The organism is Lutibacter aestuarii (assembly GCF_042676885.1).
GTDB classification, from domain to species: domain Bacteria; phylum Bacteroidota; class Bacteroidia; order Flavobacteriales; family Flavobacteriaceae; genus Lutibacter; species Lutibacter aestuarii.
The window spans coordinates 90,280-115,428 of record NZ_JBHTIC010000006.1 but is presented as its reverse complement, the minus strand read 5'-3'; the positions used below and the strand labels follow the sequence as shown (position 1 = coordinate 115,428).

The window sequence follows — 25,149 nt, the reverse complement described above, 5'->3', positions numbered from 1 at the left end:
CTAATTATCAAATAATTAAAATTTAAAAATATTGTTGTTTTAATCATTTTAAATTAACTAAAAATTAACGTTCAGTGCATTTATTTGCAAGCAAATAATAAAAGACAAAAATGAAAAAATTAGTATTTATTTTATCACTAGCATTTATAGTAGGTGCTTGTGGAGACAAAAAATCACAAAAAGAAAACAAAGAAGAAACTACAGGAAAACTTTCAGGAACTATTAAAGTTGATGGTTCAAGTACTGTGTTTCCTATTACTGAAGCTGTAGCCGAAGAATTTAGAGCAGTTCAACCAGATGTTAAAGTAACGGTAGGTGTTTCAGGAACAGGAGGAGGTTTTAAAAAATTCTCAAGAGGGGAAACTAACCTATCAAATGCTTCTCGCCCAATTAAAGAAAAAGAAATTGCTGCCTGTAAAGAAAATAACATCAATTACTTAGAATTAGAAGTTGCTTATGATGGCTTAGCAGTATTAGTAAACCCAGAAAATGATTGGGTAGATAGTTTTACGATTGAAGAACTAAAGAAAATATGGGAACCTGCCGCTCAGGGTGTAATTATGAAATGGAATCAAATTAGACCAGAATGGCCTAATGAAGAAATTCATTTATTTGGTCCTGGAGTTGCTTCTGGTACCTACGATTATTTTACGGAAGCTATTGTTGGTAAAAGTGGTTCAAGTAGAGGTGACTTTACAGCTAGTGAAGATGATCATGTATTGGTTCAAGGTATTGCAGGAGATAAATTTGCCTTAGGATTTTTTGGATTGGCATATTACACTGAGAACAAAGATAAATTAACATTGATAGGTGTTCATAATGGAGAAGAAGTGATTAAACCAACATTAGAAACCGTAAGTAACGGAACTTATAAACCACTATCTAGACCTTTATTTGTATATGTAAATAGTACTTCTGTAAAATCGAAAGAGGTAGTAGAGTTTGTTAATTTTTACATTGATAACTCAGGTGAATTATCTAAAGATGTAGGATACATTCCTTTACCTTCTGAACTATACGTACAACAAAAAGAAAATTTTAAAAATTTTGTTGAAAACAACCAATAAATTTTTGGTTTTATTTATAAATCAGGCATTACCATAATGCCTGATTCACATTCTTTAAATTATCTTTTTAATGCGAAAAATTAGAGAACTAGTAATAGAAAAATCACTTTTAGGAAGTGCTTTAATTACTATTGCAGTTACTGTAGGTATCATTTCAGTTCTTGCAATTGAAGCAGTTCGTTTTTTTAAAGAAGTCTCTTTATTTGATTTTTTTACGGATACCCAATGGACTCCTTTATTTACAGATAAACATTACGGAATTTTACCATTACTTTCAGGAACATTTTTAACATCTTTAATTGCTATTTCTGTTGCGTTACCTATTGGGTTATCAATAAGTATTTATTTAAGTGAATATGCTCCTAAAAGTTTCAGAAAAACAATCAAACCTTTATTAGAGCTTTTAGCAGCTATTCCAACAGTTGTTTATGGTTTTTTTGCTTTAATAGTAGTAACTCCATTTTTACAACAATTTATTCCAAACCTATCTGGGTTTAACTCACTTTCTGCAGGTGTTGTTATGGGAATTATGATAATTCCATTTGTATCTTCCATTAGTGAAGATGCTTTACATGCAGTTCCAAGAGCATTAAGAGAAGCTTCTTATGGAATGGGGGCAACTAAATTGCAAACAGCTTTTAAAGTAGTGGTTCCAGCTGCTTCATCAGGAATTATAGTTTCTATAATTTTAGCTATTTCTAGAGCCATAGGAGAAACCATGATTGTTGCGGTAGCCGCAGGTCAGCAACCTCGTTTAACATTAGATCCTACTGTTCCAGTTGAAACTATAACCGCTTATATTGTTCAGGTTAGTTTAGGTGATGTTGAACATGGTTCCATAGAGTATAGGACCATATTTGCTGCAGGTATTACCTTGTTTGTGTTTACGTTTTTGTTAAACACGTTGAGTTACAGAATCAGAAAAAAATACCAAGAAAAGTATGAATAGTATTCAAAAAAATAGATTGAAAGATCAACTGTTCAAAATCTGGGGAATAGTTTGTACACTTATAGGATTGGTGTTATTGATTATTTTTATTGGAGATATTTTTATTGATGGGATAAGTAGAATTGATTGGGAGTTTATAACTGACTTGCCATCTAGAAAAGCTGAAAAATCTGGTATATATACAGCCCTAATGGGAAGCATTTGGATTTTAATTTTAACAACAATCATTTCTTTTCCAATTGGAGTTGCAGCAGGTGTTTATTTAGAAGAATATAGTAAAAAGAATAGGCTTTCAGCTTTGTTAGAAATTAATATTTCAAATTTAGCAGGTGTACCATCCATTATTTATGGATTATTAGGACTCGAATTATTTGCTAGAATTATGAATTTAGGAGCCAGTGTTTTAACAGGAAGTTTAACACTGTCTTTATTAATTTTGCCAATTATAATTGTAGCAACTAGAGAAGCTATAAAATCAGTTCCAAACTCTATTAGAGACGCTTCATTTGCTTTAGGAGCTTCCAAATGGCAAACTATTTGGCATCAAATATTACCTGCTTCTGGAGGAGGTATTTTAACAGGTGTTATTTTAGCACTTTCAAGAGCAGTTGGTGAAACAGCACCATTAATAGTTATTGGAGCTTTGGCTTATGTGCCTTTTGCACCTTCTACACCAATGGATGAATTTTCGGTATTGCCTATCCAAATATTTAATTGGATTTCAAGACCACAACATGGATTTATTGAAAATGCAGCAGCAGCAATTATTATATTATTACTTATTACATTTGTAATGAATGGTATCGCTGTTTATTTTAGAAATAGATGGCAAAAGAAATGGAAATAATGGAAAAAATTAAAGAGAAAAAAGAAGTGAAGAATATAGTTGATAATAATCAATCTAAATCTTTACAAAAAATTGATATAAAAAATGTAAAAGTTTGGTACGATGATTTTAATGCCATTAAAGGTATTGATATGAACATAAAACCAAATAGTGTAACGGCTTTTATTGGTCCTTCAGGTTGTGGAAAATCTACGTTTTTGCGATTGTTTAATAGAATGAATGATTATGTTGATGGCTTTAAAATGGAAGGTAAAATTAAAATAGATGGTAAAAATATATACAAGAAGAAGGTGAATGTTGAAGAACTTCGTAAAGAAATTGGAATGGTGTTTCAAAAACCAAACCCATTTCCTAAATCTATTTTCGAAAATGTAGCCTATGGTTTAAAAATCCAAGGAATAAAAGATAAAAAATTCATAGAAGCAAGAGTTGAAAAGGCTTTAAAGCAAGCAGATTTATGGGACGAAGTAAAAGATAACTTAAAAAAATCTGCCTTAGCTTTATCAGGAGGTCAACAACAGCGTTTATGTATTGCTAGAACCTTAGCAGTAGAGCCATCTATAATTTTAATGGATGAACCAACTTCAGCCCTAGACCCCATATCAACAGCTAAAATTGAAGATCTTATCTTTGAGCTAAAAGAAAAATATACAATTATTATTGTAACTCATAACATGCAACAAGCTAGTAGAATAAGTGATTATACGGCTTTTTTCTACCTTGGAGAATTAATTGAATACAATAAAACAAAAACAATTTTTACAAATCCAGAAAAAAAACAAACAGAGAATTATATTACTGGACGTTTTGGATAAAAAATATACATTATGGTTATAAATGCTGAACAACAAAGAGCCTCTTTAAATCAAACAGGGCTTGAAATGCTTAATTTGTGTACTTCACAATTGGAAAAAGCCACAGAAGCTTTAAAGAATCACGACAGTGATTTAGCCGAAGAAGTTATGAATGGCGAAACTCGTGTAAATGCACTTGATTTAAAAATTGAACGTGATTGTGAAAAATTTTTAGCACTTTACAATCCTGTTGCAATAGATTTGCGCTTTATCATGGCTATTAGAAAAATTAACCTAGACCTAGAAAGAATGGGAGATATAGCTTATGAGATTTCTAATTATGTGGTTGATGAAGATAAAAAAATACCTGCAAGTTTGTTTAAGGCGTTAAGTTTTGATAAAATGTACGAAACCTTAACTTCAATGCTTGAAGATATTACTGTTGCATATGAAGAAAACGATGTTAAAATTTCAAGAAAAGTTTTTAAAAAAGGAAAAGCATTAAATAAAATAAATGCCAAAGCATTTGATATTTTAGAGGCAGAAATTAAAAAGGATAATGAAATTATTAAACAAGCATTATTATTATTTGTTGTTGTAAAAAAATTAGAACGTGTTGGAGGTTTAATAAAAAATATTGCTGAAGAAATTATTTTTTATATTGATGCTGAAGTGTTAAAACACAAAAAGAAAAAGTAATAAGAATGTTATTTTATACGCAAAAAAGAGTGCTTTAAGCACTCTTTTTTTGTGCCTCATTACCATTGTTTTCAAAAATTGAATGTTTTTCATTATACAATAATTCAGCAACTTCAATAAGCTTTTTAATCATTTCGTTAACATTGGCATAGTCGTTAAAAAGTGAAGATGCCATTTCAGACGTAATTAAATTTTTTCTAATTAACATATCAATGGATTTATTATTTTGTTTTATATTTTCTTTGGCTTGTTTTTTTAATTCAATTAATTTTTCTGCGTATTTCAAGGTTTTATTTTCAGTTCTAAACAAATAAATAATTCGTAAAACTTTAATTACTTTTTTTCTAAAACCATCATATTCTTTTAATAAGTACTTATTGTCTAAATTTAATGATTTGGTGACGTTTTTATTTAACTCTCTAACTTCTTTAATAATTTCAACCATTTTTCGGTTAGCAATTTTTATGTTGGTAATTGTAGAATTTTGTTTTTTATTTAAATGAAGTGTGTTTTGTGCAGTTGAAGCATATCTTATAATTTCTCCATAAATACTTTTTACTTTTTTATAGTACAATTCTTCAACATCAATTTGCATATCAGTTGTAGATTTTTTAACAATACTTTTAATTTTTTTATCAGAAATGATATCTTCTCTATGAATGTTTAATGCATGAGCTACAATTTCAAAAATGGCATTTTTATACAAATGTTTGGTTTCATTTATTAGTGAGGATATGACTGTTCCTGGAAATTTTAAAACGGCTTCATTTAAGTATTTTGGTTCATCTGTACCTTTAATTTTTTCTTTAAAAATTCTTAATAAAAGAGTTTCAATAGATTTAATAAAAGGAATCATTAAAATAACACCTAAAATATTAAATATAGTATGAAATAAAGCCAGTTTTAAGGTATAATCACTATATTTTATTCCAAAAATTTCAGCTAAATAATTAACTAAACTTGCTAGTGGAAAAATAAATATAAGAGCAATTATACCTGTTACAATGTTAAAAATTAAGTGAGCACCTGCCAATCTTTTACCAGAAACATTAGAGCTTATGGCTCCTAAAATAGCAGTTACTGTGGTGCCTATATTAGCGCCAATAGTTATGGCTAATGCATTTTCATAGGTTATTTGTCCAGCAGCTAAAGCTGTTAATACCAACACCAAGGAGGCAGCACTTGATTGTAGTAAAACCGTTATAATAATACCGATTGCTGTATATAATAAAACTCCTAAATATCCTGAAACGGCATATTGAGTTAAATCTATGTATTTGCTAAATACTTCAAATCCTTCTTTCATAAAATAGATACCTAAGAAAAAGAATCCTAAACCTGCTAATACATTACCAATACCTTTAAATACTTCATTTTTTTGAATAGAAAATATAATTCCAAATACTAACATTGGCATTGCTAAAGCTGATATTTTTATTTTTAAACCAAAACCAGCAACTAACCATGCGGTTGCAGTACTACCAATATTTGCTCCAAATATTAGACCTAAACCACCTGTTAAACTAATGAGTCCTGCACTAATGAATGAAATGGTAATTACGGAAACTAAAGAGCTAGATTGTAATAATGCTGTAACCAAAGCACCAACAGAAATACTTTTGTAAAGTTTATTTGTTGCTTTTTTTAATAGATTTTGAAGTGGTCCTTTAGTGAAAACTCTAAAACCTTCTTCTAACATTATCATACCAAAAAGGAGTATGGCAATACCTGCAGAAATAGTTTTAAAATTTGGATTAAGTACTAATACCACAGCTAAAACAACTAAAAAAACAATAAATAGAAGCCTCCTAAACATAAGTAAATACAAAAATTAAAAAGTAAATATAGCTAAAATAAAAAAGGCCTTCAATTAAATTTGAAGACCCTTTAAAGTATGTTTAACTAGTATTACTTGTTTCTTTCTTCCATAATATGAAATTCTTGATATAGTTGTAATAAGCTCATTAAAGCTGATATTAAATCTTTAGTTTCAAGAAGAATACCAAAATATAAAGTACTGTTTTTAGGACTTGTTTCATCGGTTCTAATTCTTGAAATTTGTTTGTCAATAGATTCAGATACATGATTGAAAATATCTTGTTTTGCATCTATAATTTGTGCCAAATTGTGGAATGTATTTTCACTAAAATCTTTTTCAATTTGATTGAATAAAACTTTCAATTCTTCGTTAATAGCTTTTAAATCATTTATTTGAGGTTTCTTTAAATGTTTGTGTTGGTTATTAACGTGTTTATAACTTGTAGTGGATATATATTCGATAGATTGTGTAATATCTTGTAAATACCCTAAAACTAACAAATAGAACCTACTTGCTTTAACCGATGTATCATCAAGTGATTTAATAAAGTAGAAAACATCTTCTTTTAACTCATTAACTTCTTTATTTAGTTTTTTTACGTGTTTTTCAGTTTTAGAAAGCTTGTTTAAATCGTGAGTTGATAAATCGTTGACAACATTAGTAAACAGTTTATTTACTCTTCTAACTACTTCTGAAATATGATCTGTACTTTCATTTATAACTTCATTAATTGTAATCAACTCTGCACGCTCCATATATCTTTTAGCTTTCTTTTCCTTAGCTTTTCTTGTGTGTCTAATTGAACTGCGTCCAATTAAGAACAATACAATTATTAATAAAATTGATACTGATACTATTTCTCCAAGATAGATAATATATGCAAAAACTGCAGCAACGGTAAAAGCTGATAATGCAGTTAAAAACCAACCTCCAATCACATTAAATACACCAGCAACTCTGTAAACTGCGCTTTCTCTTCCCCAAGCTCTGTCTGCTAAAGAAGTACCCATAGCTACCATAAATGTAACATAGGTAGTAGATAAAGGTAATTTTAAGGAAGTACCGATAGAGATTAAAATACCTGCAACAAATAAATTTACAGAAGCTCTAACCATGTCAAAAGCAGGCAACTCATATGATTTATCTTTTGGGAGTTCAATTACTGGTTTTTGAAATTTTGAATCTACCCAATCTAAAGTTTTTTGAGGAAAAATTTTATTGATTCCTTGACTAAATAAAATAGCGCCTCTTACAACTGTTCTTGAAACTACATTTGCTTGAAACTTTTCGTGCCCATCACCTTGTCTAGATAAGTTGATGCCTGTTTCAATAACTGATTTTGCTTTTTTTGAAAACCAAAGGGTAATCACCATAATCATTCCAGCTAGAAAAAGTAATGTTGGGTTTGAAGGTACTTTTTTAGCAAGTACACCCATAGAAAATTCATTAGCGGCGATACCAGATGCATCCCATTCTTGATATGAATTCCAAGCAGCAATAGGAACACCAATAAAGTTTACTAAATCGTTTCCGGCAAAGGCCATGGCCAATGAAAATGTACCAATTATTACAATAAATTTTAGAATATTTACTTTAAATATAGAAATTAATAGCTGTGATAAAATGGTCCAAAAAATAAATCCATAAATAATAATTTGATAGGTTCTACCTTCAATTAAGTGTTTAACATCATCGTAAAAAGGAGTTCCTTTTAATCCTTTTACAAAAATAAAATAGGTAATGGCAGTGATAGCAAAACCTCCAAATAGAGCATTTACATAACTTTGTCTTTTATCAAATTGGAATGAATATAATAAACGCGACAAGAACTGTACAATAGCACCAACTGTAAAGGCTATAAAAACAGAAAGTAAAATTCCAGAGATAATAAGCAATGCTTTTTCAGAATTGATGTATTTACCTACATTTACTAATGTTTCTGCATCATTATTAGAAATTTTTATTAATGCCATAGCCACAGCTGCTCCTAATAATTCAAAAACTATAGATACTGTAGTTGATGTTGGCATTCCTAAGGAATTAAACACATCTAATAGCAAAATGTCTGTTATCATAACTGCCATAAAAATGAACATAATTTCATTAAAATAGAATTCTGAAGGATTGAAAATCCCTTTTCTTGCAACTTCCATCATACCACTTGAAGTAATAGCTCCAAGTGCCACACCTATACTGGCAATTATTAAAATAGCTTTTATTGAAACGGCTTTTGAGCCAATTGCAGAGTTTAAAAAGTTAACGGCATCGTTGCTAACTCCAACTACCAAATCAATTATTGCTAATACTGTAAGTGCAACAAGCATTAAAATGTAAATATCTCCCATTTTTTATTTTTTTAATTTTGCAAAATTACTTTCAAATATGTTAGTGTATATTAATTTAATGTTACCAACTTTAAATTAATGTTAAATTAATGTTACGTAATCATATTTTTATGATTGTTAGTTGATATTTAAAGATACTAATTAATTCAATTATTTTTTTAAAAAAGATCCCCAACTTTTAAAATAAAAGTTGGGGATTCATTAAATAAAAGGGGTGATTTTAGTATTGTTTATGATCCACACATTTCACAATCATCAGGATTATTTTGAGATGCAATTAACATGGCTTTTAATTCTTCAGGTGATAAAGGCGCATCTTCTACTTTCTTTTTATTAGAAAGTGTAAATTGGATTGCGTTTACAGCACTTTTTGTTCTTAAATAATACATTCCTGTTTTTAAACCACTTTTCCAAGCGTAGAAATGCATAGATGTTAATTTTGAGTAATTAGCATCTTGCATAAATAGGTTAAGTGATTGAGATTGATCAATGAAATATCCTCTTTGGCGAGACATATCAATAATGTCTTTCATACTCATTTCCCAAACAGTTTTATACAAGTCTTTTAATTCTTGAGGAATTGCTTCAATATGTTGAATAGAACCATTGGCTCTCATAATACTTTCTTTCATTTCGTTGTTCCACAATCCTAATTCTACTAGGTCTTCTAATAAATGTTTGTTTACAACAATAAATTCTCCACTTAAAACTCTTCGAGTATAAATATTAGAAGTATAAGGCTCAAAAGCTTCGTTGTTTCCTAAAATTTGGGAGGTAGAGGCTGTTGGCATTGGAGCTACTAAAAGTGAGTTTCTTACCCCATTTTCTTTTACATTTTTTCTAAGAGCTTTCCAATCCCATCGACCGCTTAAATCATCTTCGGAAATTCCCCACATATTAAATTGGAATTCTCCTTGTGAAATTGGGGAACCTTCATAAGTTGAGTATGGTTCTTTTGCTTTTGCTATTTCCATTGAAGAGGTAACAGCAGCGAAATAAATAGTTTCAAATATTTCTTCGTTTAATTTTTTAGCTTCATCGCTTGTAAATGGCATACGTAACATAATAAAAGCATCGGCTAAACCTTGAATTCCAAGTCCAATTGGTCTGTGACGGAAGTTAGAGTTTTCTGCTTCTTTTACAGGGTAATAATTACGGTCTATAACCGTATCTAAGTTGCGCGTAATTTTTTTGGTTACTTCAAATAGTCTTTGGTGGTTGAAAAACTTCTCTCCTTTTTCATTTTCTTCTATAAACATGGGTATTGCAATTGAGGCTAAGTTACAAACAGCAACTTCATCTTTTGCAGTATATTCCATAATTTCGGTACATAAATTTGAGGAGCGAATAGTCCCTAAATTCTTTTGATTAGATTTGCGGTTGGCAGCATCTTTATATAACATATAAGGATTGCCTGTTTCAATTTGCGCTTCTAATATTTTTTCCCAAAGCTCACGAGCTTTGATAGTTTTACGTCCTTTGCCAACCTTTTCGTAACCAGTATATAGCTTTTCAAATTCATCTCCATAAGTGTCAAATAAATGAGGGCACTCATTCGGACACATTAGTGTCCAATCTCCATTTTCTTCTACACGTTTCATAAATAAATCTGGAATCCACATTGCGTAAAATAAATCACGAGCACGCATTTCTTCTTTTCCGGTGTTTTTTCTTAAATCAAGAAAATCAAAAACATCAGCGTGCCAAGGTTCCATATAAATAGCAAAGGATCCTTTACGTTTACCTCCACCTTGATCTACATAACGAGCGGTATCATTATACACTTTTAGCATTGGTACAATTCCATTTGAAGTTCCATTAGTTCCACGAATATAACTTCCTGTAGCTCTAACATTGTGAATAGATAACCCAATTCCTCCGGCAGATTGTGATATTTTAGCAGTTTGTTTCAAGGTATCGTATATACCATCAATACTGTCTTCTTGTATTTGTAGTAAAAAACATGAAGACATTTGTGGTTTTGGTGTTCCTGAATTAAATAGAGTTGGAGTGGCGTGTGTAAAAATTTTCTTCGACATTAACTCGTAAGTTTCAATCGCTTCATCAATATCTTCTTGATGAATACCAATTGCTACACGCATTAACATATGTTGAGGACGTTCGGCTATTTCTCCATTTAATTTTAATAAATAAGATCGTTCTAATGTTTTGAATCCAAAGTAATCGTATCCAAAATCTCTATTGTATATGATGGTTGAATCTAATTTAGCTGCGTTGTCCATAATTACCTTATAGGTTTCATCAGATAATAATGGGGCTTTTTTTCCAGTACGAGGATTTACATAATTGTATAAATCCGTCATTACTTCAGAAAATGTTTTTTTAGTGTTTTTATGTAGGTTTGAAACAGCAATACGTGCGGCAAGTTTAGCGTAATCTGGATGTTGAACTGTCATAGTAGCAGCTGTTTCTGCAGCTAAGTTATCTAATTCTGAAGTTGTTACACCATCGTAAAGACCTTCAATAACTCTCATGGCTACTTTAACAGGATCCACTAAACTGTTTAATCCGTAACACATTTTTCTAACTCTAGCTGTGATTTTATCGAACATCACAGGCTCTTTTCTTCCGTCTCTTTTTAATACAAACATAGGTTACACTTTATTAATTTTTAGTTAGTTTTTTATTGTAATATACTAGTATGCCATTGAATTTGAAGTCTTCAAATTCAATAGGGGTTTACCTGTAATTTGATTTAAATTTTTATTGTTTTTTAGAAATCTGCATCAAAACTTATGCTTCCTGTTCCTCCACTTTTAACACCAGCTTTTTGATATTCTGATACTCTTTTTTCAAAGAAATTAGTTTTACCTTCTAATGAAATCATTTCCATAAAATCAAAAGGATTTGAAGCATTATATACTTTTTCACAGCCAAATTCAGTTAATAGGCGATCGGTAACAAACTCTAAATATTGAGTCATTAATTTAGCATTCATTCCTATTAAACTTACGGGTAAAGACTCAGTAATAAATTTGCGCTCAATATCTAATGCATCAACAATTATTTCCGTAATTCGTTCTTTGGAAACTTTATTTATAATGTGGTTGTTGTGTAGGTGTACTGCAAAATCACAATGTAAACCTTCATCTCTAGAAATAAGCTCATTAGAGAAAGTTAATCCAGGTAATAATCCTCTTTTCTTTAACCAAAATATTGAACAAAAACTTCCTGAAAAGAAGATGCCTTCAACTGCTGCAAAAGCTATTAAACGTTCTGCAAAACTTGGACTTTCTATCCATTTTAAAGCCCATTCAGCTTTTAATTTAATGGCAGGAAAAACCTCAATAGCTTTAAATAGTTCGTTTTTTTCTTCTTCATTTTTAACATAAGTATCAATTAATAATGAATATACTTCAGAGTGTATATTTTCCATCATTATTTGAAAACCATAAAAGAATTTAGCTTCAGAATATTGAACTTCACTTACAAAATTTTCTGCTAAATTTTCATTTACAATACCATCAGAAGCTGCAAAAAAGGCTAAAATATGTTTAATAAAATATCGTTCATCGTCAGTTAATTTAGTTTCCCAATCTATAACATCTTGGTGTAAATCAATTTCCTCAGCAGTCCAAATACTTGCTTCTTGTTTTTTGTACCACTCCCATATATCATGGTGTTGAATAGGAAAAATTACAAATCGATCTTTATTTTCTTGTAAAATAGGTTCAATAAACGACATTTATCTTTCTTTTTTGATTTTTAAATTTAGGTTAGTTTTCGTAAAGTACGAGAAAAACAAATATTGAAAAAAATAAGACACCAAAAAAGGTTTACTTATTCACATTTGCTTATAAGTTTTTAACATTTTTACTTTTTTTAACCTTTTTTCAATTTAGTTAAAATACAGAAAAACAGATAGATAAATTTTTAAATACTAGCTCCCTAATTGATTTTGTTGGGTTTAAATAAAAGATCCTAAAACTTAAAAATAATTTTAAATTTTAGATTGTTTTGATGTGGTTATTTTTTATAATTTTCAGCTACTTTTTCTAATTCACTATACCAATCTTTTCCAAACTTTCTTATTAAAGCATCTTTTACAAATTTATATACGGGAACTTGTAATTCTTGTCCTAAAACACAAGCATCATCACAAATAGGCCATTTGTGGTAGTTTACGGCTATAAATTCACTATATTCCATTAACCTAACAGGATATAAGTGGCAAGAAATAGGCTTTTTCCATTTAATTTTACCTTGATTATAGGCTTCTTCAATACCACATTTAGCAATATTATTTTTATCAAAAATAACAAAAGCACAATCTTTATCATCAATTAATGGAGTTTCATATTCTCCTTCATTGGTAATAAATAAACCTTGATCTTCTATAGCTGCAATACCTTCTTTTCTTAAAAAAGGTTTAACTTTTGGATAAATATCTAATAGTATTTGAAGTTCATTTTCTTCTAACGGAGCACCAGCTTCGCCATCAATACAACATTTACCTTTACAAGCATTTAAATTACAGACAAAGTCTTTGTCAATAATATCTTCTGAAACGATCGTTTTTCCTAATTGAAACATGTGGCAAAAATAAACTATTTTTTACATTATTTTTGTTATAATTTAAATTGTGAATGTATAATTTTGCCATTTAAATAAAATAAAATGTTATGGTAGTAGATTTTAAAGAAATTTTTACAGCAACTATGGTATTGTTTGCTGTTATTGATGTAGTTGGAAATATTCCTATAATAATTGATTTAAGAGCAAAGTTTGGACATATTCAATCTGAAAGAGCATCAATTGTTGCAGCGATTATTATGATTGCATTTTTATTTTTAGGAAAAAGTATTTTAAATTTAATAGGAATTGATGTGAATTCATTTGCTGTTGCAGGTGCTTTTATATTGTTTTTTATTGCTTTAGAAATGATTTTAGGGGTTTCGCTTTATAAAGAAGACGAAACCAATGCTAAAACAGCGTCTGTATTTCCCTTAGCATTTCCATTAATTGCGGGTCCTGGAAGTTTAACATCTATTTTATCTTTAAGAGCTGAGTTTGAAACCATTAATATTATAATAGCTATAATAATTAATATTATATTTATGTACATAGTTCTTAAAACCTCTAATAAATTAGGAAGGTTAATTGGAGACAATGGTATTTTAATTATTAGAAAAATATTTGGTGTGATTCTTTTGGCAATAGCGGTTAAATTATTTGCGTCTAATATTCAAGGTTTAATTTCATAAATTTTAGCATAATGAAAGATTTTGATGTTTTAATTATTGGTGCAGGTGCGGCAGGTTTATCCTGTGCATTAATTTTGGGATCGGCTAATAACAAGCCTTTTGCTGTTGATAAAAAAATAGGAATTTTAGCACACCAAAAATCTTCAGCACTTCAAAATGCAGAATTAAATAATGTGTTAGGGTTTAAAAAAGGAACCAAGGGAGTTACAATACTTAATGAAGGATTAAATCAATTATCCAATCTATATCCTCATATAACTCAAATTGAAAAAGAAAAAGTGAATAAAATTGAAGGGAATGCGCCTAACTTTACAATTTATACCAATAAAGAAGTTTATAAAGCAAAATTAATTGTGGTAGCAGTAGGGCCTTCAAATTTATTTAATATCAAGGGCTTAGAACAATTTGTAACATTACATCCAAGTTTGCCGCCAAAAAAGGAACGAATTATGTTAAAAAACAACAATCATTTGGTAATAAATGGTATTTATGTTGCAGGAGTTTTAGCTGGCTGGAGAAGTCAGTTTGCCATTGCAGCAGGCAGTGGAGCTCAAGTGGCTACCGATATTTTAACTGCTTGGAATGATGGAAACCAAACCATGATTCATGATAGTGTTAATTAAGGATTGATAAACCCAAACAATCGTTTAAAAAAACCTTTCTTTTCTTCTGTATTTACTCCAGAAATTAAAACTCCGTTTTCATCCCATTGTTTCCATAATCCTTCAATTTTATCATCTACATAATAAATTTCAGACTTTATTTTTCCATTTTTATACCATTCTTTGTGTTGCCCAATTTTTTTACCATACTCAAACCTTCCAATCCATTTTAATTGACCATTTTGATAATATTCCTTATTTATTCCGTGGTATTTTTCGTCAGAATAGTTTCTTTCATGTTTAATTTCACCATTTTGAAAATATTCAATCCATTTGCCATCAATTTTCCCTTCATTTAAATTGCCATCAACTTTAATGTTCCCTAAAGAATCTTTTATAATTAATGCTCCTGTGATGGGTTCATTGGAATTGAGAGAAACAGGATAAATTTTACTGGCATTTTGGTTTATTGAATTTGAATCGTGCGTATTTTTATGGCATCCAATAAATAGTATAAAAACACTTATTAGCTGTATAAATAAACTAAAAGATTGCTTTCTTTTAAACATTTATAAAGAATTAAATTATTCTACAGTTACCGATTTTGCAAGGTTTCGAGGTTGGTCCACATTACAGCCTCTCATAACTGCTATATGATAAGAAAGTAATTGCAATGGAATTGTTGTTAAAAGAGGGGTAAATGCTTCTTCGGTTTCAGGGATTTCAATTACATGGTCTGCAATTTCTTTTACAACGGTATCTCCTTTAGTAACAATCGCTATTATTTTACCATTACGAGATTTTATTTCTTGAATATTGCTTACCACTTTTTCATAATGTCCTTTTTTAGTTGCTATAACAACTACAGGCATAGATTCATCAATTAAGGCAATTGGGCCATGTTTCATTTCTGCGGCAGGGTATCCTTCAGCGTGGATGTATGAAATTTCTTTAAGTTTTAAAGCGCCTTCCAATGCTACTGGGAAATTATAACCTCTTCCTAAATATAAACAATTAGGAGCATCTTTATAAATGGCAGCAATTTTTTCAATTTCTGTATTAATTTTTAATAAATCCTCTACTTTTGAAGGAATTAAGCTCATTTCTTGTATGAAGTTATAATGCTCAGAATTTGAAAGTTCCCCTTTTAAATTACCTAGTTTTAATGCCATTAAAGCTAAAACGGTTATTTGAGTGGTAAATGCCTTAGTAGAAGCTACTCCAATTTCAGGACCTGCGTGCGTATAAGCACCGGTATCTGTTTCTCTGGCTATTGATGAACCAACCACATTACAAACTCCAAAAACAAAAGCGCCTTTAGATTTTGCTAATTTGATAGCTGCTAATGTATCAGCAGTTTCGCCAGATTGTGATATAGCAATTACAATATCATCTTTATTTATAATTGGGTTTCGATATCTAAATTCTGAAGCATACTCTACTTCAACGGGAATTCTTGCTAAATCTTCAAATAAATATTCTGCAACCAAACCAGCATGCCAAGAAGTACCACAAGCAACAATTACAATTCTTTTTGCATTTAAAAATTTAGCAATGTGGTTATCTACACTACCCATTTTTATAATGCCTTTATCGGCTAATAATCGTCCTCTATAAGTATCTAATATTGCGTTTGGTTGTTCATGAATTTCTTTAAGCATAAAGTGGTCAAAACCACCTTTTTCAATTTGCTCTAAATTAAGCTTTAATTCCTGAATGTTTGGTTCTACAAAAGAATCATCTTGAATTTTTCTAATTCTTATATTTTTACCTAATTTAATAATCGCTAACTCCTCGTCATCTAAATATACAGCATCTTTGGTATATTCAATAAAAGGTGAAGCATCAGATGCTACAAAAAATTCTTTATTATCTTCTCCAATTCCTATTGCAATAGGACTTCCCAAACGCGCTACAATTATTTCATCGGGTTTTTGAATGTCAAAAACAGCAATTGCATAGGCACCAACTACATTTGTTAGAGCTAACTGAACAGCTTTACCTAGTTTACAGTTGTTTTTAAGTTTTACTTCTTCAATTAAATTAATTAAAACTTCTGTGTCTGTATCACTATTAAAAGTATATCCTCTTGCTGAAAGTTCTTTTTTGATGGTATTGTAATTTTCAATAATACCATTATGAACAATCACTAGGTTTCCAGAATTGGAAAAGTGAGGATGAGAATTTATGTCATTTGGAATTCCATGGGTGGCCCAACGCGTATGCCCTAAACCTAACTTGCCTTTGGTGTTTTTATTTTCAGCAATTTTTTTTAAAGTTGCTACTTTTCCTTTAGCTTTATAAAGGTTAGTTTCATTGTCATTATTTAAAACAATTCCAGCACTATCATAACCCCTATATTCTAAGCGTTGTAAACCGCTTATTACAATTGGGTAGGCTTCTCTATTTCCTAAATATCCAACAATTCCACACACAGTAAGTTTGTATTTTAGTTATTAATTTCAGTATAAAATATTTCAAGTTTTACTTTTTTATCACCCGAAATTTCAGAACCATCATATAACACAACTCCTTTAGGATTCCAACTTTTATTTTCAATTTTAACATCGGTTATAGAGGTTGGAATATCGGTAGAGCTGTTGTATACTTTTAAACCTAGCTTAACTAATTCAGTTTCATCTTCAGAAGATAATAGACTTGAAATATAGTCTGTAATTTTAAATTTATAAAGGAATGGATTTCCATCTTCATCTCTTTCAAGAGTACCACCAACAGCAGCTATCCCTTCTGTAATTATATCCCTAATTTGAAGGTTGTCTTCATAATTATATAAAAATAATTGTTCAGGTACAATATTGCTTGAAGCGTTTTGATCTACATAAAAAGTTAAGTTGGCTTCATTAATTAACCAATTTTTACTTTTTAGATTTTCTAAATTTTCACTTTGTAATAACTCAACGGTGGCTTCTGATCCAGCAGCACCTTGAACGTACAATCTATTATCTCCACTTTCTTTAGACTGGGTATAATCTCTTGTCAATACGTTTGATTTCAAATTACTAAATAGAAATTTGAAATCATGTTTTGTACGTACACCTGTTTCTCCTGTTGTTCCATTTCCATCTAAATCTTCATCAGCATCTTCATCTTCGTCTTTAGAGTAGTAGATGGTCATTTTTGCATTGGTCATGCTTAATGAAATTAAGTGCGACTCTAAGCTGTTTAACTCAGTTGCTTCAATATATAAACCTCTAAAATAATGGTTAAAATCATCTAAACTTGAAAATTCTGAACCTGATGCGTTATCAACAAAAAGTTGTTGTATCATAGTTTCATTTAAAGGAATTTTTATTGATGGACTTACATCGGTTTCTTTAATGGTGTCGGTATCATAAACCGTAATTGCATCAGCTTTATAGCGTTTGATATAAGCAACCGTATCACTCGGATTTATTTTAAAAGCACCTGAATACAGTGGAGTATCGCCTTTTTGGAACTCTTTATCGGAATAGTAAATCGCTTTTTTTGAAGGGTCATTTGGATCGAGAGTGTTTAAAAAAGTTTTTAATTCATATACATTAATTAAAAATTCTTCATCTTTATTTCCAATGACAGAATCTATAGAGAATTTAGGTTTACCATCACTTTCATCATCTTCTTTTGTAAATTGATAGGGGATATTAATTAATACAGAATCAATAGCTGGGTTTGTTCCAAAATTGTAATTATCACCTGTTGATGGAAGTATTAATTGGCTTACTATAGAAGCCTTTAAAGAACCAAATTCTTTATCAGAATAAACACCTAATAAATATTGTTCTATTCCATTTGCAGGAACATTTTCAATATTTTTATTTTCAGTTATTACATTTGAAGTAAATTTATCGGTGCTAAATTTATCATTATCAACTAGGTTAACCCCTATACTTTCTATTTCTTTTTCACATGAAATTATTGAAAAAAATACGAAAGAAAACAATCCAGCGTATTTAAAAGTGTTTATAACTTTAGTAATCATTTATAAATTCTGATTTTTTTTTATTAAACTATAAAACCTTGTTCGTATAAAATTCTGTATATGGATCTTCAAATTGTTCTACAGAAAAATATTCTAAAATTGGTTTATTAACGGCTTTTAAAAACTCTTCCAACTCACTAGGAATTGCGTCGCTTGCCTTAATAACAGCATCAGAGTTTTCAATAGCATTGATTAAAATATTTGTATAGTTTGGGTTAGAATAAGGTTCAATTTTTGTTTCACTAATACCATCAAATTTTACTTTATTGATGAGTTCAGTATTTAACGTTCCTTCAAAACCATTATTGTATAATGAAACCACAATTTTACTGTCAGAAAATAAAGGATCGTCTTTGTAATATTCTTTAATATATAAAGGGAGTAAAGAAGCCATCCATCCATGTACGTGAATAATATCTGGTGCCCAATTTAATTTTTTTACAGTTTCAACAACTCCTTTTGCAAAAAATATGGCACGTTCATCATTATCTTCAAACATGTTATTATCTTCATCAGTGAATAGTGCTTTTCTTTTAAAATATTCGTCGTTATCAATAAAATATACCTGCATTCTTTCTTTTGGAATTGAGGCTACTTTAATAATTAAAGGCATATCCATGTCGTTAATTACCAAATTCATACCAGATAAGCGAATAACTTCGTGTAATTGATGTCTTCTTTCATTAATTAAACCATAACGTGGCATAAAAATTCTGGTTTGACCGCCCTTGCCATGAATCATTTTTGCAGTTTCAAATGAGGTTGTAGATAGTTCGTTTTCAGGTAAATAAGGAACAACTTCAGAAGATACTACCAATACTCTCTTGTCTTTCATATATCAACTCTTTATTTTAAAGAATATGCAAAATTACGAAAATTTATACAGTTTTTAGCTTTAAAAATGTAAGTTTGCACGCTTTTAACGTTTATTAACAAATACGTTATGTTAGTTTTTGCTAAAATAAAATCAGTACAACAAAAGTTAAGTTCTTTTAAAAAAGGAACTACGATAGGCTTTGTTCCCACAATGGGAGCACTTCACAAAGGACATTTATCTCTTATTGAGCAAGCAAGAAAAGAAAACGACATTGTTGTTGTTAGTATATTTGTAAATCCAACTCAATTTGACAAACAAGAAGATTTAATAAATTACCCTAAAACAATAGATCAAGATTTATTGTTATTAAAATCGGTGTTTTGCGATATTGTTTTTGCTCCTTCTTCTCAAGAGATTTATGCAGATAATGTTAAATCACAATCTTTTAATTTTGATGGGTTAGAGCATCAAATGGAAGGAAAATTTAGAACTGGTCATTTTGACGGTGTTGGAACTATCGTAAAGCGTTTGTTTGAAATTGTAAGACCTAACAAGGCTTATTTTGGAGAAAAAGATTTTCAGCAACTCCAAATAATTAAAAAGATGGTGGAAAAACACCATATACCAGTAAAAATTATTGCCTGTGATATTTATAGAGAAGATGATGGCTTAGCCATGAGTTCTAGAAATGCCAGATTGACACTCGAGCATAGAAAAGCAGCTCCATTTATTTATAAAACTCTAAAAAAGGCAAAAATTAAATTTGGCACAGAAAATGCTTTAAATATAGTAAAGTGGGTTGAAAATGAATTTAAAAATCAACCTCTATTAGAATTGGAATATTTTGAAATAGCTAACGAAGAAACCTTAAAAACAATAGAAACTAAAAGTTTGAACCAAAAGTATAGAGCTTTTATAGCAGTTTTTGCAGGAAAAATAAGACTTATTGATAATATAAGTTTATAAATATTAACAGATTAACACAAAATTATTAATTTTGCAGCATGCAGATAGAAGTAGTAAAATCTAAAATTCACAGAGTAAAAGTTACGGGAGCTGATTTACAATACATTGGCAGTGTAACTATTGATGAAGATTTAATGGATGCATCCAATATTATTCAAGGAGAAAAAGTTCAAATTGTAAATATTAACAATGGCGAACGTCTTGAGACGTATGCAATTCCAGGTCCTCGAAAAAGTGGTGAAATTACTTTAAACGGTCCAGCAGCTAGAAAAGTAGCTAAAGGAGATATCATTATCATTATTTCTTATGGAATTATGGATTTTGAAGAAGCAAAATCGTTTAAACCAACACTAGTTTTTCCAAATGAAAACGATAATTCGTTAACATAAGTTTGAGAAAAAAAATTAAAAAAACAGCTTTTCTTATACTCCCAATTGTATTGGGAGTTTTTTTAATTTGGTACTCCATATCTCAACTATCGCCTAGCGATATTCAATCCATAAAAACATCATTCAAAACTGCCAATTATTGGTGGGTTTTATTATCAATAGTTTTTGGAATTTTAAGTCATTTGTCAAGAGCTTATCGATGGCAATTTTTATTAGAGCCTTTGGGGTATAAACCTCGTTTTGTCAATAGTGTAATGGCTGTGCTAATAGCCTATTTATTAAATTTATTAATTCCTAGATCAGGTGAATTTGCAAGAGCAGCAAGTATAAAAAAATATGAAAAAATTCCTTTTGAAAAGGCAATGGGAACCATTGTGGCTGAGCGTGTGGCAGATGTTATAATGTTATTATTTATTATGGGGATTGCTTTTTTTCTTCAAACGGATTTAATAGGAGGTTATCTTTTTAATAATAAAGAAGAAAGCAGTATTTATACTAAAATATTCTTTTTTGTAGTGATGCCAATCGTTGGATTTTTCATCTATAAATCTTTAAAAAAGTCTAGAAATCCTTTTATTGTTAAAGTTATTTCATTTATTAATGGATTAATGGACGGTGCTAAGAGTATTGTTACTATGAAAAAGAAATGGAAATTTATTTTTCATACCATATTTATTTGGGTAATGTATGTGCTTATGTTTTATGTAGTAACCTTTGCTTTACCTGAAACAACTAACTTGCCATTTGAAGCTATTATTGTAGGTTTTGTTGTTGGGGGCTTAAGTATGGCTTTAACAAATGGAGGATTAGGTACTTATCCTGTATTTGTGGCTAGTGCATTGATATTATATCACGTACAAGATAATCCTGCAAAGGCTTTTGGATGGATTATGTGGACAGCTCAAACATTAATGGTTATTGTGTTTGGAAGTCTTTCATTTATTTTCATCCCTATTTATAATAAATACCAAAAAATATAGGTATTTCTTTATATATTTACTTCTTAAATTTTAAAAATGGCTAAAACAAAAACTTCTTTTTTTTGTCAAAATTGTGGTGCGCAATATGCAAAATGGTTAGGACAATGTAATTCTTGTAATGAATGGAATACCATAGTTGAAGAAGTTATTCGAAAAGAAGAAAAAAGAAATTGGAAGCAAACATCGTCTCCCAAAAAAGCCAACAAAGCCCTTAAAATAAATGAAATTTCTTTAAACGAAGAAGATAGAATTTCAACAAAAAACAACGAATTAAATAGAGTTTTAGGCGGTGGTTTAGTAAAAGGTTCAATGTTGTTATTGGGAGGTGAACCAGGTATTGGAAAATCAACATTACTTTTGCAAATAGCATTAACAATTCCAAAAAGAGTATTGTATGTTTCTGGAGAAGAAAGTCAGTCACAAATTAAAATGAGGGCTGAACGCCTACAAATTAAAAACACCAACTGCTTAATTTTAACCGAAACAAACACGCAACATATTTTTAGAGCTATTGAAGAGGTGCAACCTGAAGTAGTAGTTATAGATTCTATTCAAACCTTACATACCGATTTTATTGAAGCTTCACCAGGTTCAATTTCACAAATACGAGAAACTACAGCTGAGCTTATAAAGTTTGCTAAAGAAACTGCTACACCAGTACTGTTAATTGGACACATAACTAAAGATGGAAATATAGCTGGTCCTAAAATTTTAGAACATATGGTAGATGTTGTTTTACAGTTTGAAGGAGATAGAAATCATACCTATAGAATTTTAAGAGCAAATAAAAATCGTTTTGGTTCTACTGCCGAATTGGGTATTTATGAAATGCAAAATATAGGTTTACGAGAAGTTAATAATCCTTCTGAAATATTAATTTCTCAAAAAGAAGAAGCTTTAAGTGGTACCGCAATTGCAGCAACATTAGAAGGAATGAGACCTTTAATGATTGAAGTTCAAGCCTTGGTTAGCACAGCAGTTTATGGAACTCCTCAGCGTTCTGCAACGGGTTATGATACTAAACGATTAAATATGTTATTGGCAGTTTTAGAAAAACGTGCAGGATTTAGATTAGGCGCTAAAGATGTGTTTTTAAATATTGCAGGTGGTATTAAAGTTGATGACCCAGCTATTGATTTGGCAGTAATAAGTGCTATTTTATCATCTAATGAAGATGAGGCAATTCCGCAAGATTATTGTTTTGCAGCTGAAATTGGTTTAGCAGGTGAAGTTAGGCCAGTAAATCGTGTTGAACAAAGAATTTTAGAAGCTGAAAAATTAGGATTTCATAAAATTTTCATTTCTAAATTTAATAAAATAAGCAATGCTAGTTTTGCTATAAAAGTGGTGAAAGTTACTAAAGTAGAAGACGTTTTTGCCAATCTTTTTTCATAAAAAAACCGAGTAATTAAACTCGGTTTTAGTAATATTTTAATGTATTTTTTATTTTTTATTTACCTCAACGATATACTTTTCTAAAGCCATTGTCATAGAAGGTGTTTCTGGTGTGGGTGCTTGAATGTTGCATTTTAATCCAGCTTGGGTTGCTGCTTTTATCGTTGAATTTCCAAAAACTGCTATTCTAGTATTGTTTTGTTTAAAGTTTGGGAAGTTTTTAAATAATGAATCAATTCCTGAAGGGCTAAAGAATACTAAAATATCGTAAAAAACATTTTCTAAATTAGATAAATCACTAACCACGGTTTTGTAAAAAATTCCTCGATTCCAATTTACGTTAAGTTCATTTAAAGTTTGAGGAACAATGTCTTTTAATTTATCAGAAGATGGCAATAAAAATTTCTCATCTTTATACTTTTTAATAATTTTTGCTAGTTCAGGAAAAGTACGTTCTCCAACATAAATTTTACGTTTACGATACACTACATATTTTTGAAGATAGTAAGCAATAGCTTCCGATTCACAAAAATATTTCATAGTGTCAGGCACAGTAAAGCGCATTTCTTCGGCAATTCTAAAAAAATGATCTACAGCATTTCTACTAGTTAAAATAATAGCAGTATAATTTCTTAAATCAATTTTTTGAGTTCTAACTTCTTTTGCAGAAACCCCTTCAACATGAATAAATGGAACAAAATCAATTTTTACTTTTTGTTTTTCCGATAATTCTGAATAGGGAGAATGTTCTGTTTTGGGAGCTGGCTGAGAAACCAAAATTGTTTTCACTTTCATAAAATTTCAATTTTGTCTTTTAAATAGTTAATTTTATTATAATTAGTAAGGGTGCTATTTCAAGAGCGCAAAGGTACAAAATAAAATAAAACAAGTTGTTAAAAATGAGCTTTTTATTGTTGGAAAGCACCAAAATGTATCTGATAGCCAATAAAATAAGAAATATTACACATGTAATTTTAAAGAAAATAATATGGAAATTCTGGGCATATATGCTTATTATTAGAAATGGAATTATCCATAAAATCAAATTATTAAAATAATTTACCTTATCATAAATAATTTTAGAGTGCTCTAACTTTAAATTAAAAAGAAATGTTAAAAATAAACCTACCAAATAGCGTATTCCAAAGTAAAGAGAAACACCTAGTAAAATAGATAAAAATTGAGTAAAATTTGATTCGTTTAATGAAGACCCAAAATAAGCAAAAGAAAAATATATGATTAATGATAGTATAAGCGATTGAACTACAAAAAGAGAAATTTGAAATACGCTTAAAATAGTACTTCTATCTTTATTGAAATGAATTAATAAATATTTTTTGGATAAAAATAAGGTTAAAATTTGTGACAATCTTTCTTTAAATAAAATTTTAAGGAAAGTTAAAATCAATAAAATAGCAAAGAAAATAAGTGTCACCCAGTCTTTATTTTGATAAATTATTTCTTTTGCTTCAAACATTAAGTAACTTCTTATTTTAACGCAAAATTAGTAATTATTTGTTTTATCTTTGTCGCATAAATTTGTTATATGTCAAATACGCTTGTTATAATTCCTACTTATAATGAAAAAGAAAATATTGAAGCCATCATTAGGGCTGTATTTTCACAAGAAAAGCAATTTGATATTTTAGTTGTGGATGATAGTTCTCCAGATGGAACCTCAAATATTGTTAAAAATTTACAACAAGAATTTGCTAACCTATTTTTAGAAATTAGAAAAGAAAAAACTGGATTAGGAACTGCATATATTCATGGTTTTAAATGGGCTTTAAAAAAAGAGTATGATTATATAATTGAAATGGATGCAGATTTTTCACACAATCCAAACGACTTAATTAAATTATACAATGCTTGTGCTATTGATGGAGCAGATTTTTCTGTAGGGTCTAGATATTTAAATAACAAAATAAATGTGGTTAATTGGGACTTTAAAAGGTTGTTTTTATCATACTTTGCTTCAAAATACGTACGAATAATTACTCAGATTCCAATATTTGATACTACAGCAGGTTTTGTATGTTATACTAATAAGGTGTTGAAAAACATAGAATTAGATAAAATTAAGTTTGTAGGTTATGCCTTTCAAATAGAAATGAAATTTAAAGCCTGGAAAAGAAATTATAAACATAAAGAAGTTTCTATTATTTTTACCGACCGAAAAAAAGGAACATCTAAAATGAGCGGATCAATAATTTCAGAAGCTGTTTTTGGAGTTGTTAAAATGAGATTGCAAGGATTACCAAAATAAAAAGAAAAGG

At 29.6% G+C, this 25,149-nt stretch carries 23 protein-coding genes; 12 read left to right on the top strand and 11 right to left on the bottom strand.

Annotated elements, in window-relative coordinates:
- The first annotated feature begins 110 nt into the window (after positions 1-110).
- The 5 genes from ACFQZW_RS05215 to phoU all read left to right on the top strand — a co-directional run bounded on the left by ACFQZW_RS05215 (position 111) and on the right by phoU (position 4,356).
- Complete coding sequence (locus ACFQZW_RS05215) at positions 111-1,067, top strand: PstS family phosphate ABC transporter substrate-binding protein (protein ID WP_298262859.1); 957 nt, start codon at positions 111-113, stop codon at positions 1,065-1,067.
- Positions 1,068-1,137: 70 nt separating this feature from the next.
- Complete coding sequence (pstC, locus tag ACFQZW_RS05210) at positions 1,138-2,016, top strand: phosphate ABC transporter permease subunit PstC (RefSeq protein ID WP_298262860.1); 879 nt, start codon at positions 1,138-1,140, stop codon at positions 2,014-2,016.
- The gene (pstA, locus tag ACFQZW_RS05205; protein ID WP_298262861.1) at positions 2,009-2,863 is read left to right on the top strand and encodes a phosphate ABC transporter permease PstA; all 855 of its coding nucleotides are present in this window, start codon (positions 2,009-2,011) and stop codon (positions 2,861-2,863) included. Before pstC ends, pstA begins: the two co-directional genes overlap by 8 nt.
- On the top strand, positions 2,854-3,678 hold the full coding sequence (gene pstB / locus ACFQZW_RS05200; RefSeq protein WP_298262962.1) for a phosphate ABC transporter ATP-binding protein PstB: 825 nt from the start codon (positions 2,854-2,856) through the stop codon (positions 3,676-3,678). Before pstA ends, pstB begins: the two co-directional genes overlap by 10 nt.
- Positions 3,679-3,690: 12 nt before the next feature.
- Positions 3,691-4,356 carry a phosphate signaling complex protein PhoU gene (phoU, locus tag ACFQZW_RS05195; RefSeq protein ID WP_298262862.1) on the top strand — a complete coding sequence of 222 codons (666 nt, stop codon included), beginning with the start codon at positions 3,691-3,693 and terminating at the stop codon, positions 4,354-4,356.
- A gap of 34 nt (positions 4,357-4,390) precedes the next feature.
- Here the strand turns inward: phoU and ACFQZW_RS05190 are convergent, their stop codons facing one another.
- From ACFQZW_RS05190 to ACFQZW_RS05170, 5 genes are all read right to left on the bottom strand, one after another.
- Complete coding sequence (locus tag ACFQZW_RS05190; RefSeq protein ID WP_386781610.1) at positions 4,391-6,172, bottom strand: Na/Pi cotransporter family protein; 1,782 nt, start codon at positions 6,170-6,172, stop codon at positions 4,391-4,393.
- A 92-nt stretch (positions 6,173-6,264) separates the two neighbouring features.
- Positions 6,265-8,520 (bottom strand): inorganic phosphate transporter, encoded by a 2,256-nt coding sequence (locus tag ACFQZW_RS05185; RefSeq protein ID WP_298285328.1) that lies wholly within the window; start codon positions 8,518-8,520, stop codon positions 6,265-6,267.
- Between the two features lie 230 nt (positions 8,521-8,750).
- Positions 8,751-11,132 (bottom strand): ribonucleoside-diphosphate reductase subunit alpha, encoded by a 2,382-nt coding sequence (locus ACFQZW_RS05180; RefSeq protein WP_386781607.1) that lies wholly within the window; start codon positions 11,130-11,132, stop codon positions 8,751-8,753.
- A 122-nt stretch (positions 11,133-11,254) separates the two neighbouring features.
- Complete coding sequence (locus ACFQZW_RS05175; RefSeq protein ID WP_386781605.1) at positions 11,255-12,226, bottom strand: ribonucleotide-diphosphate reductase subunit beta; 972 nt, start codon at positions 12,224-12,226, stop codon at positions 11,255-11,257.
- 281 nt (positions 12,227-12,507) lie between these two features.
- Positions 12,508-13,074: a DUF3109 family protein gene (locus tag ACFQZW_RS05170; protein WP_386781603.1), complete on the bottom strand. Its 567-nt coding sequence runs from the start codon at positions 13,072-13,074 to the stop codon at positions 12,508-12,510.
- Positions 13,075-13,163: 89 nt separating this feature from the next.
- Between ACFQZW_RS05170 and ACFQZW_RS05165 the strand changes: the two genes are divergently transcribed.
- Together ACFQZW_RS05165 and ACFQZW_RS05160 are read left to right on the top strand one after the other, a co-directional pair.
- Positions 13,164-13,745 carry a MarC family protein gene (locus tag ACFQZW_RS05165; protein WP_386781602.1) on the top strand — a complete coding sequence of 194 codons (582 nt, stop codon included), beginning with the start codon at positions 13,164-13,166 and terminating at the stop codon, positions 13,743-13,745.
- Between the two features lie 11 nt (positions 13,746-13,756).
- Positions 13,757-14,368 carry an FAD-dependent oxidoreductase gene (locus ACFQZW_RS05160; RefSeq protein ID WP_386781601.1) on the top strand — a complete coding sequence of 204 codons (612 nt, stop codon included), beginning with the start codon at positions 13,757-13,759 and terminating at the stop codon, positions 14,366-14,368.
- Here the strand turns inward: ACFQZW_RS05160 and ACFQZW_RS05155 are convergent.
- The 4 genes from ACFQZW_RS05155 to ACFQZW_RS05140 are packed head-to-tail and all read right to left on the bottom strand — an operon-like array spanning position 14,365 to position 19,161.
- On the bottom strand, positions 14,365-14,916 hold the full coding sequence (locus ACFQZW_RS05155) for a toxin-antitoxin system YwqK family antitoxin (protein ID WP_298285339.1): 552 nt from the start codon (positions 14,914-14,916) through the stop codon (positions 14,365-14,367). The two genes, ACFQZW_RS05160 and ACFQZW_RS05155, sit on opposite strands and share 4 nt — an antisense overlap.
- Positions 14,917-14,931: 15 nt before the next feature.
- On the bottom strand, positions 14,932-16,782 hold the full coding sequence (gene glmS / locus ACFQZW_RS05150) for a glutamine--fructose-6-phosphate transaminase (isomerizing) (protein ID WP_298262871.1): 1,851 nt from the start codon (positions 16,780-16,782) through the stop codon (positions 14,932-14,934).
- Between the two features lie 14 nt (positions 16,783-16,796).
- The gene (locus ACFQZW_RS05145) at positions 16,797-18,326 is read right to left on the bottom strand and encodes a DUF4270 domain-containing protein (protein ID WP_298262872.1); all 1,530 of its coding nucleotides are present in this window, start codon (positions 18,324-18,326) and stop codon (positions 16,797-16,799) included.
- Between the two features lie 28 nt (positions 18,327-18,354).
- A complete protein-coding gene (locus tag ACFQZW_RS05140; RefSeq protein ID WP_298262873.1) occupies positions 18,355-19,161 on the bottom strand; it encodes a glycogen/starch synthase in 807 nt (268 codons plus the stop codon).
- 108 nt (positions 19,162-19,269) lie between these two features.
- Here ACFQZW_RS05140 and panC point away from each other — a divergent pair, with 108 nt between their 5' ends.
- From panC to radA, 4 genes are read left to right on the top strand one after another with little or no spacing between them, the layout of a single operon-like run.
- A complete protein-coding gene (gene panC, locus ACFQZW_RS05135) occupies positions 19,270-20,109 on the top strand; it encodes a pantoate--beta-alanine ligase (RefSeq protein ID WP_298285345.1) in 840 nt (279 codons plus the stop codon).
- A gap of 38 nt (positions 20,110-20,147) precedes the next feature.
- Positions 20,148-20,498: an aspartate 1-decarboxylase gene (gene panD / locus ACFQZW_RS05130; RefSeq protein ID WP_386781600.1), complete on the top strand. Its 351-nt coding sequence runs from the start codon at positions 20,148-20,150 to the stop codon at positions 20,496-20,498.
- Between the two features lie 2 nt (positions 20,499-20,500).
- A complete protein-coding gene (locus ACFQZW_RS05125; RefSeq protein ID WP_372801282.1) occupies positions 20,501-21,478 on the top strand; it encodes a lysylphosphatidylglycerol synthase transmembrane domain-containing protein in 978 nt (325 codons plus the stop codon).
- Positions 21,479-21,514: 36 nt separating this feature from the next.
- Positions 21,515-22,873, top strand: coding sequence for a DNA repair protein RadA (gene radA / locus ACFQZW_RS05120; protein ID WP_298285351.1), 1,359 nt, complete (start codon positions 21,515-21,517; stop codon positions 22,871-22,873).
- A gap of 48 nt (positions 22,874-22,921) precedes the next feature.
- Here the strand turns inward: radA and ACFQZW_RS05115 are convergent, their stop codons facing one another.
- Both ACFQZW_RS05115 and ACFQZW_RS05110 read right to left on the bottom strand, forming a co-directional pair.
- A complete protein-coding gene (locus ACFQZW_RS05115) occupies positions 22,922-23,668 on the bottom strand; it encodes a uroporphyrinogen-III synthase (protein WP_298262878.1) in 747 nt (248 codons plus the stop codon).
- Between the two features lie 19 nt (positions 23,669-23,687).
- Positions 23,688-24,350 (bottom strand): DUF4271 domain-containing protein, encoded by a 663-nt coding sequence (locus ACFQZW_RS05110; protein WP_363317270.1) that lies wholly within the window; start codon positions 24,348-24,350, stop codon positions 23,688-23,690.
- 69 nt (positions 24,351-24,419) lie between these two features.
- Here ACFQZW_RS05110 and ACFQZW_RS05105 point away from each other — a divergent pair, with 69 nt between their 5' ends.
- Positions 24,420-25,139, top strand: coding sequence for a polyprenol monophosphomannose synthase (locus tag ACFQZW_RS05105; RefSeq protein WP_298262879.1), 720 nt, complete (start codon positions 24,420-24,422; stop codon positions 25,137-25,139).
- Positions 25,140-25,149: the final 10 nt, after the last annotated feature.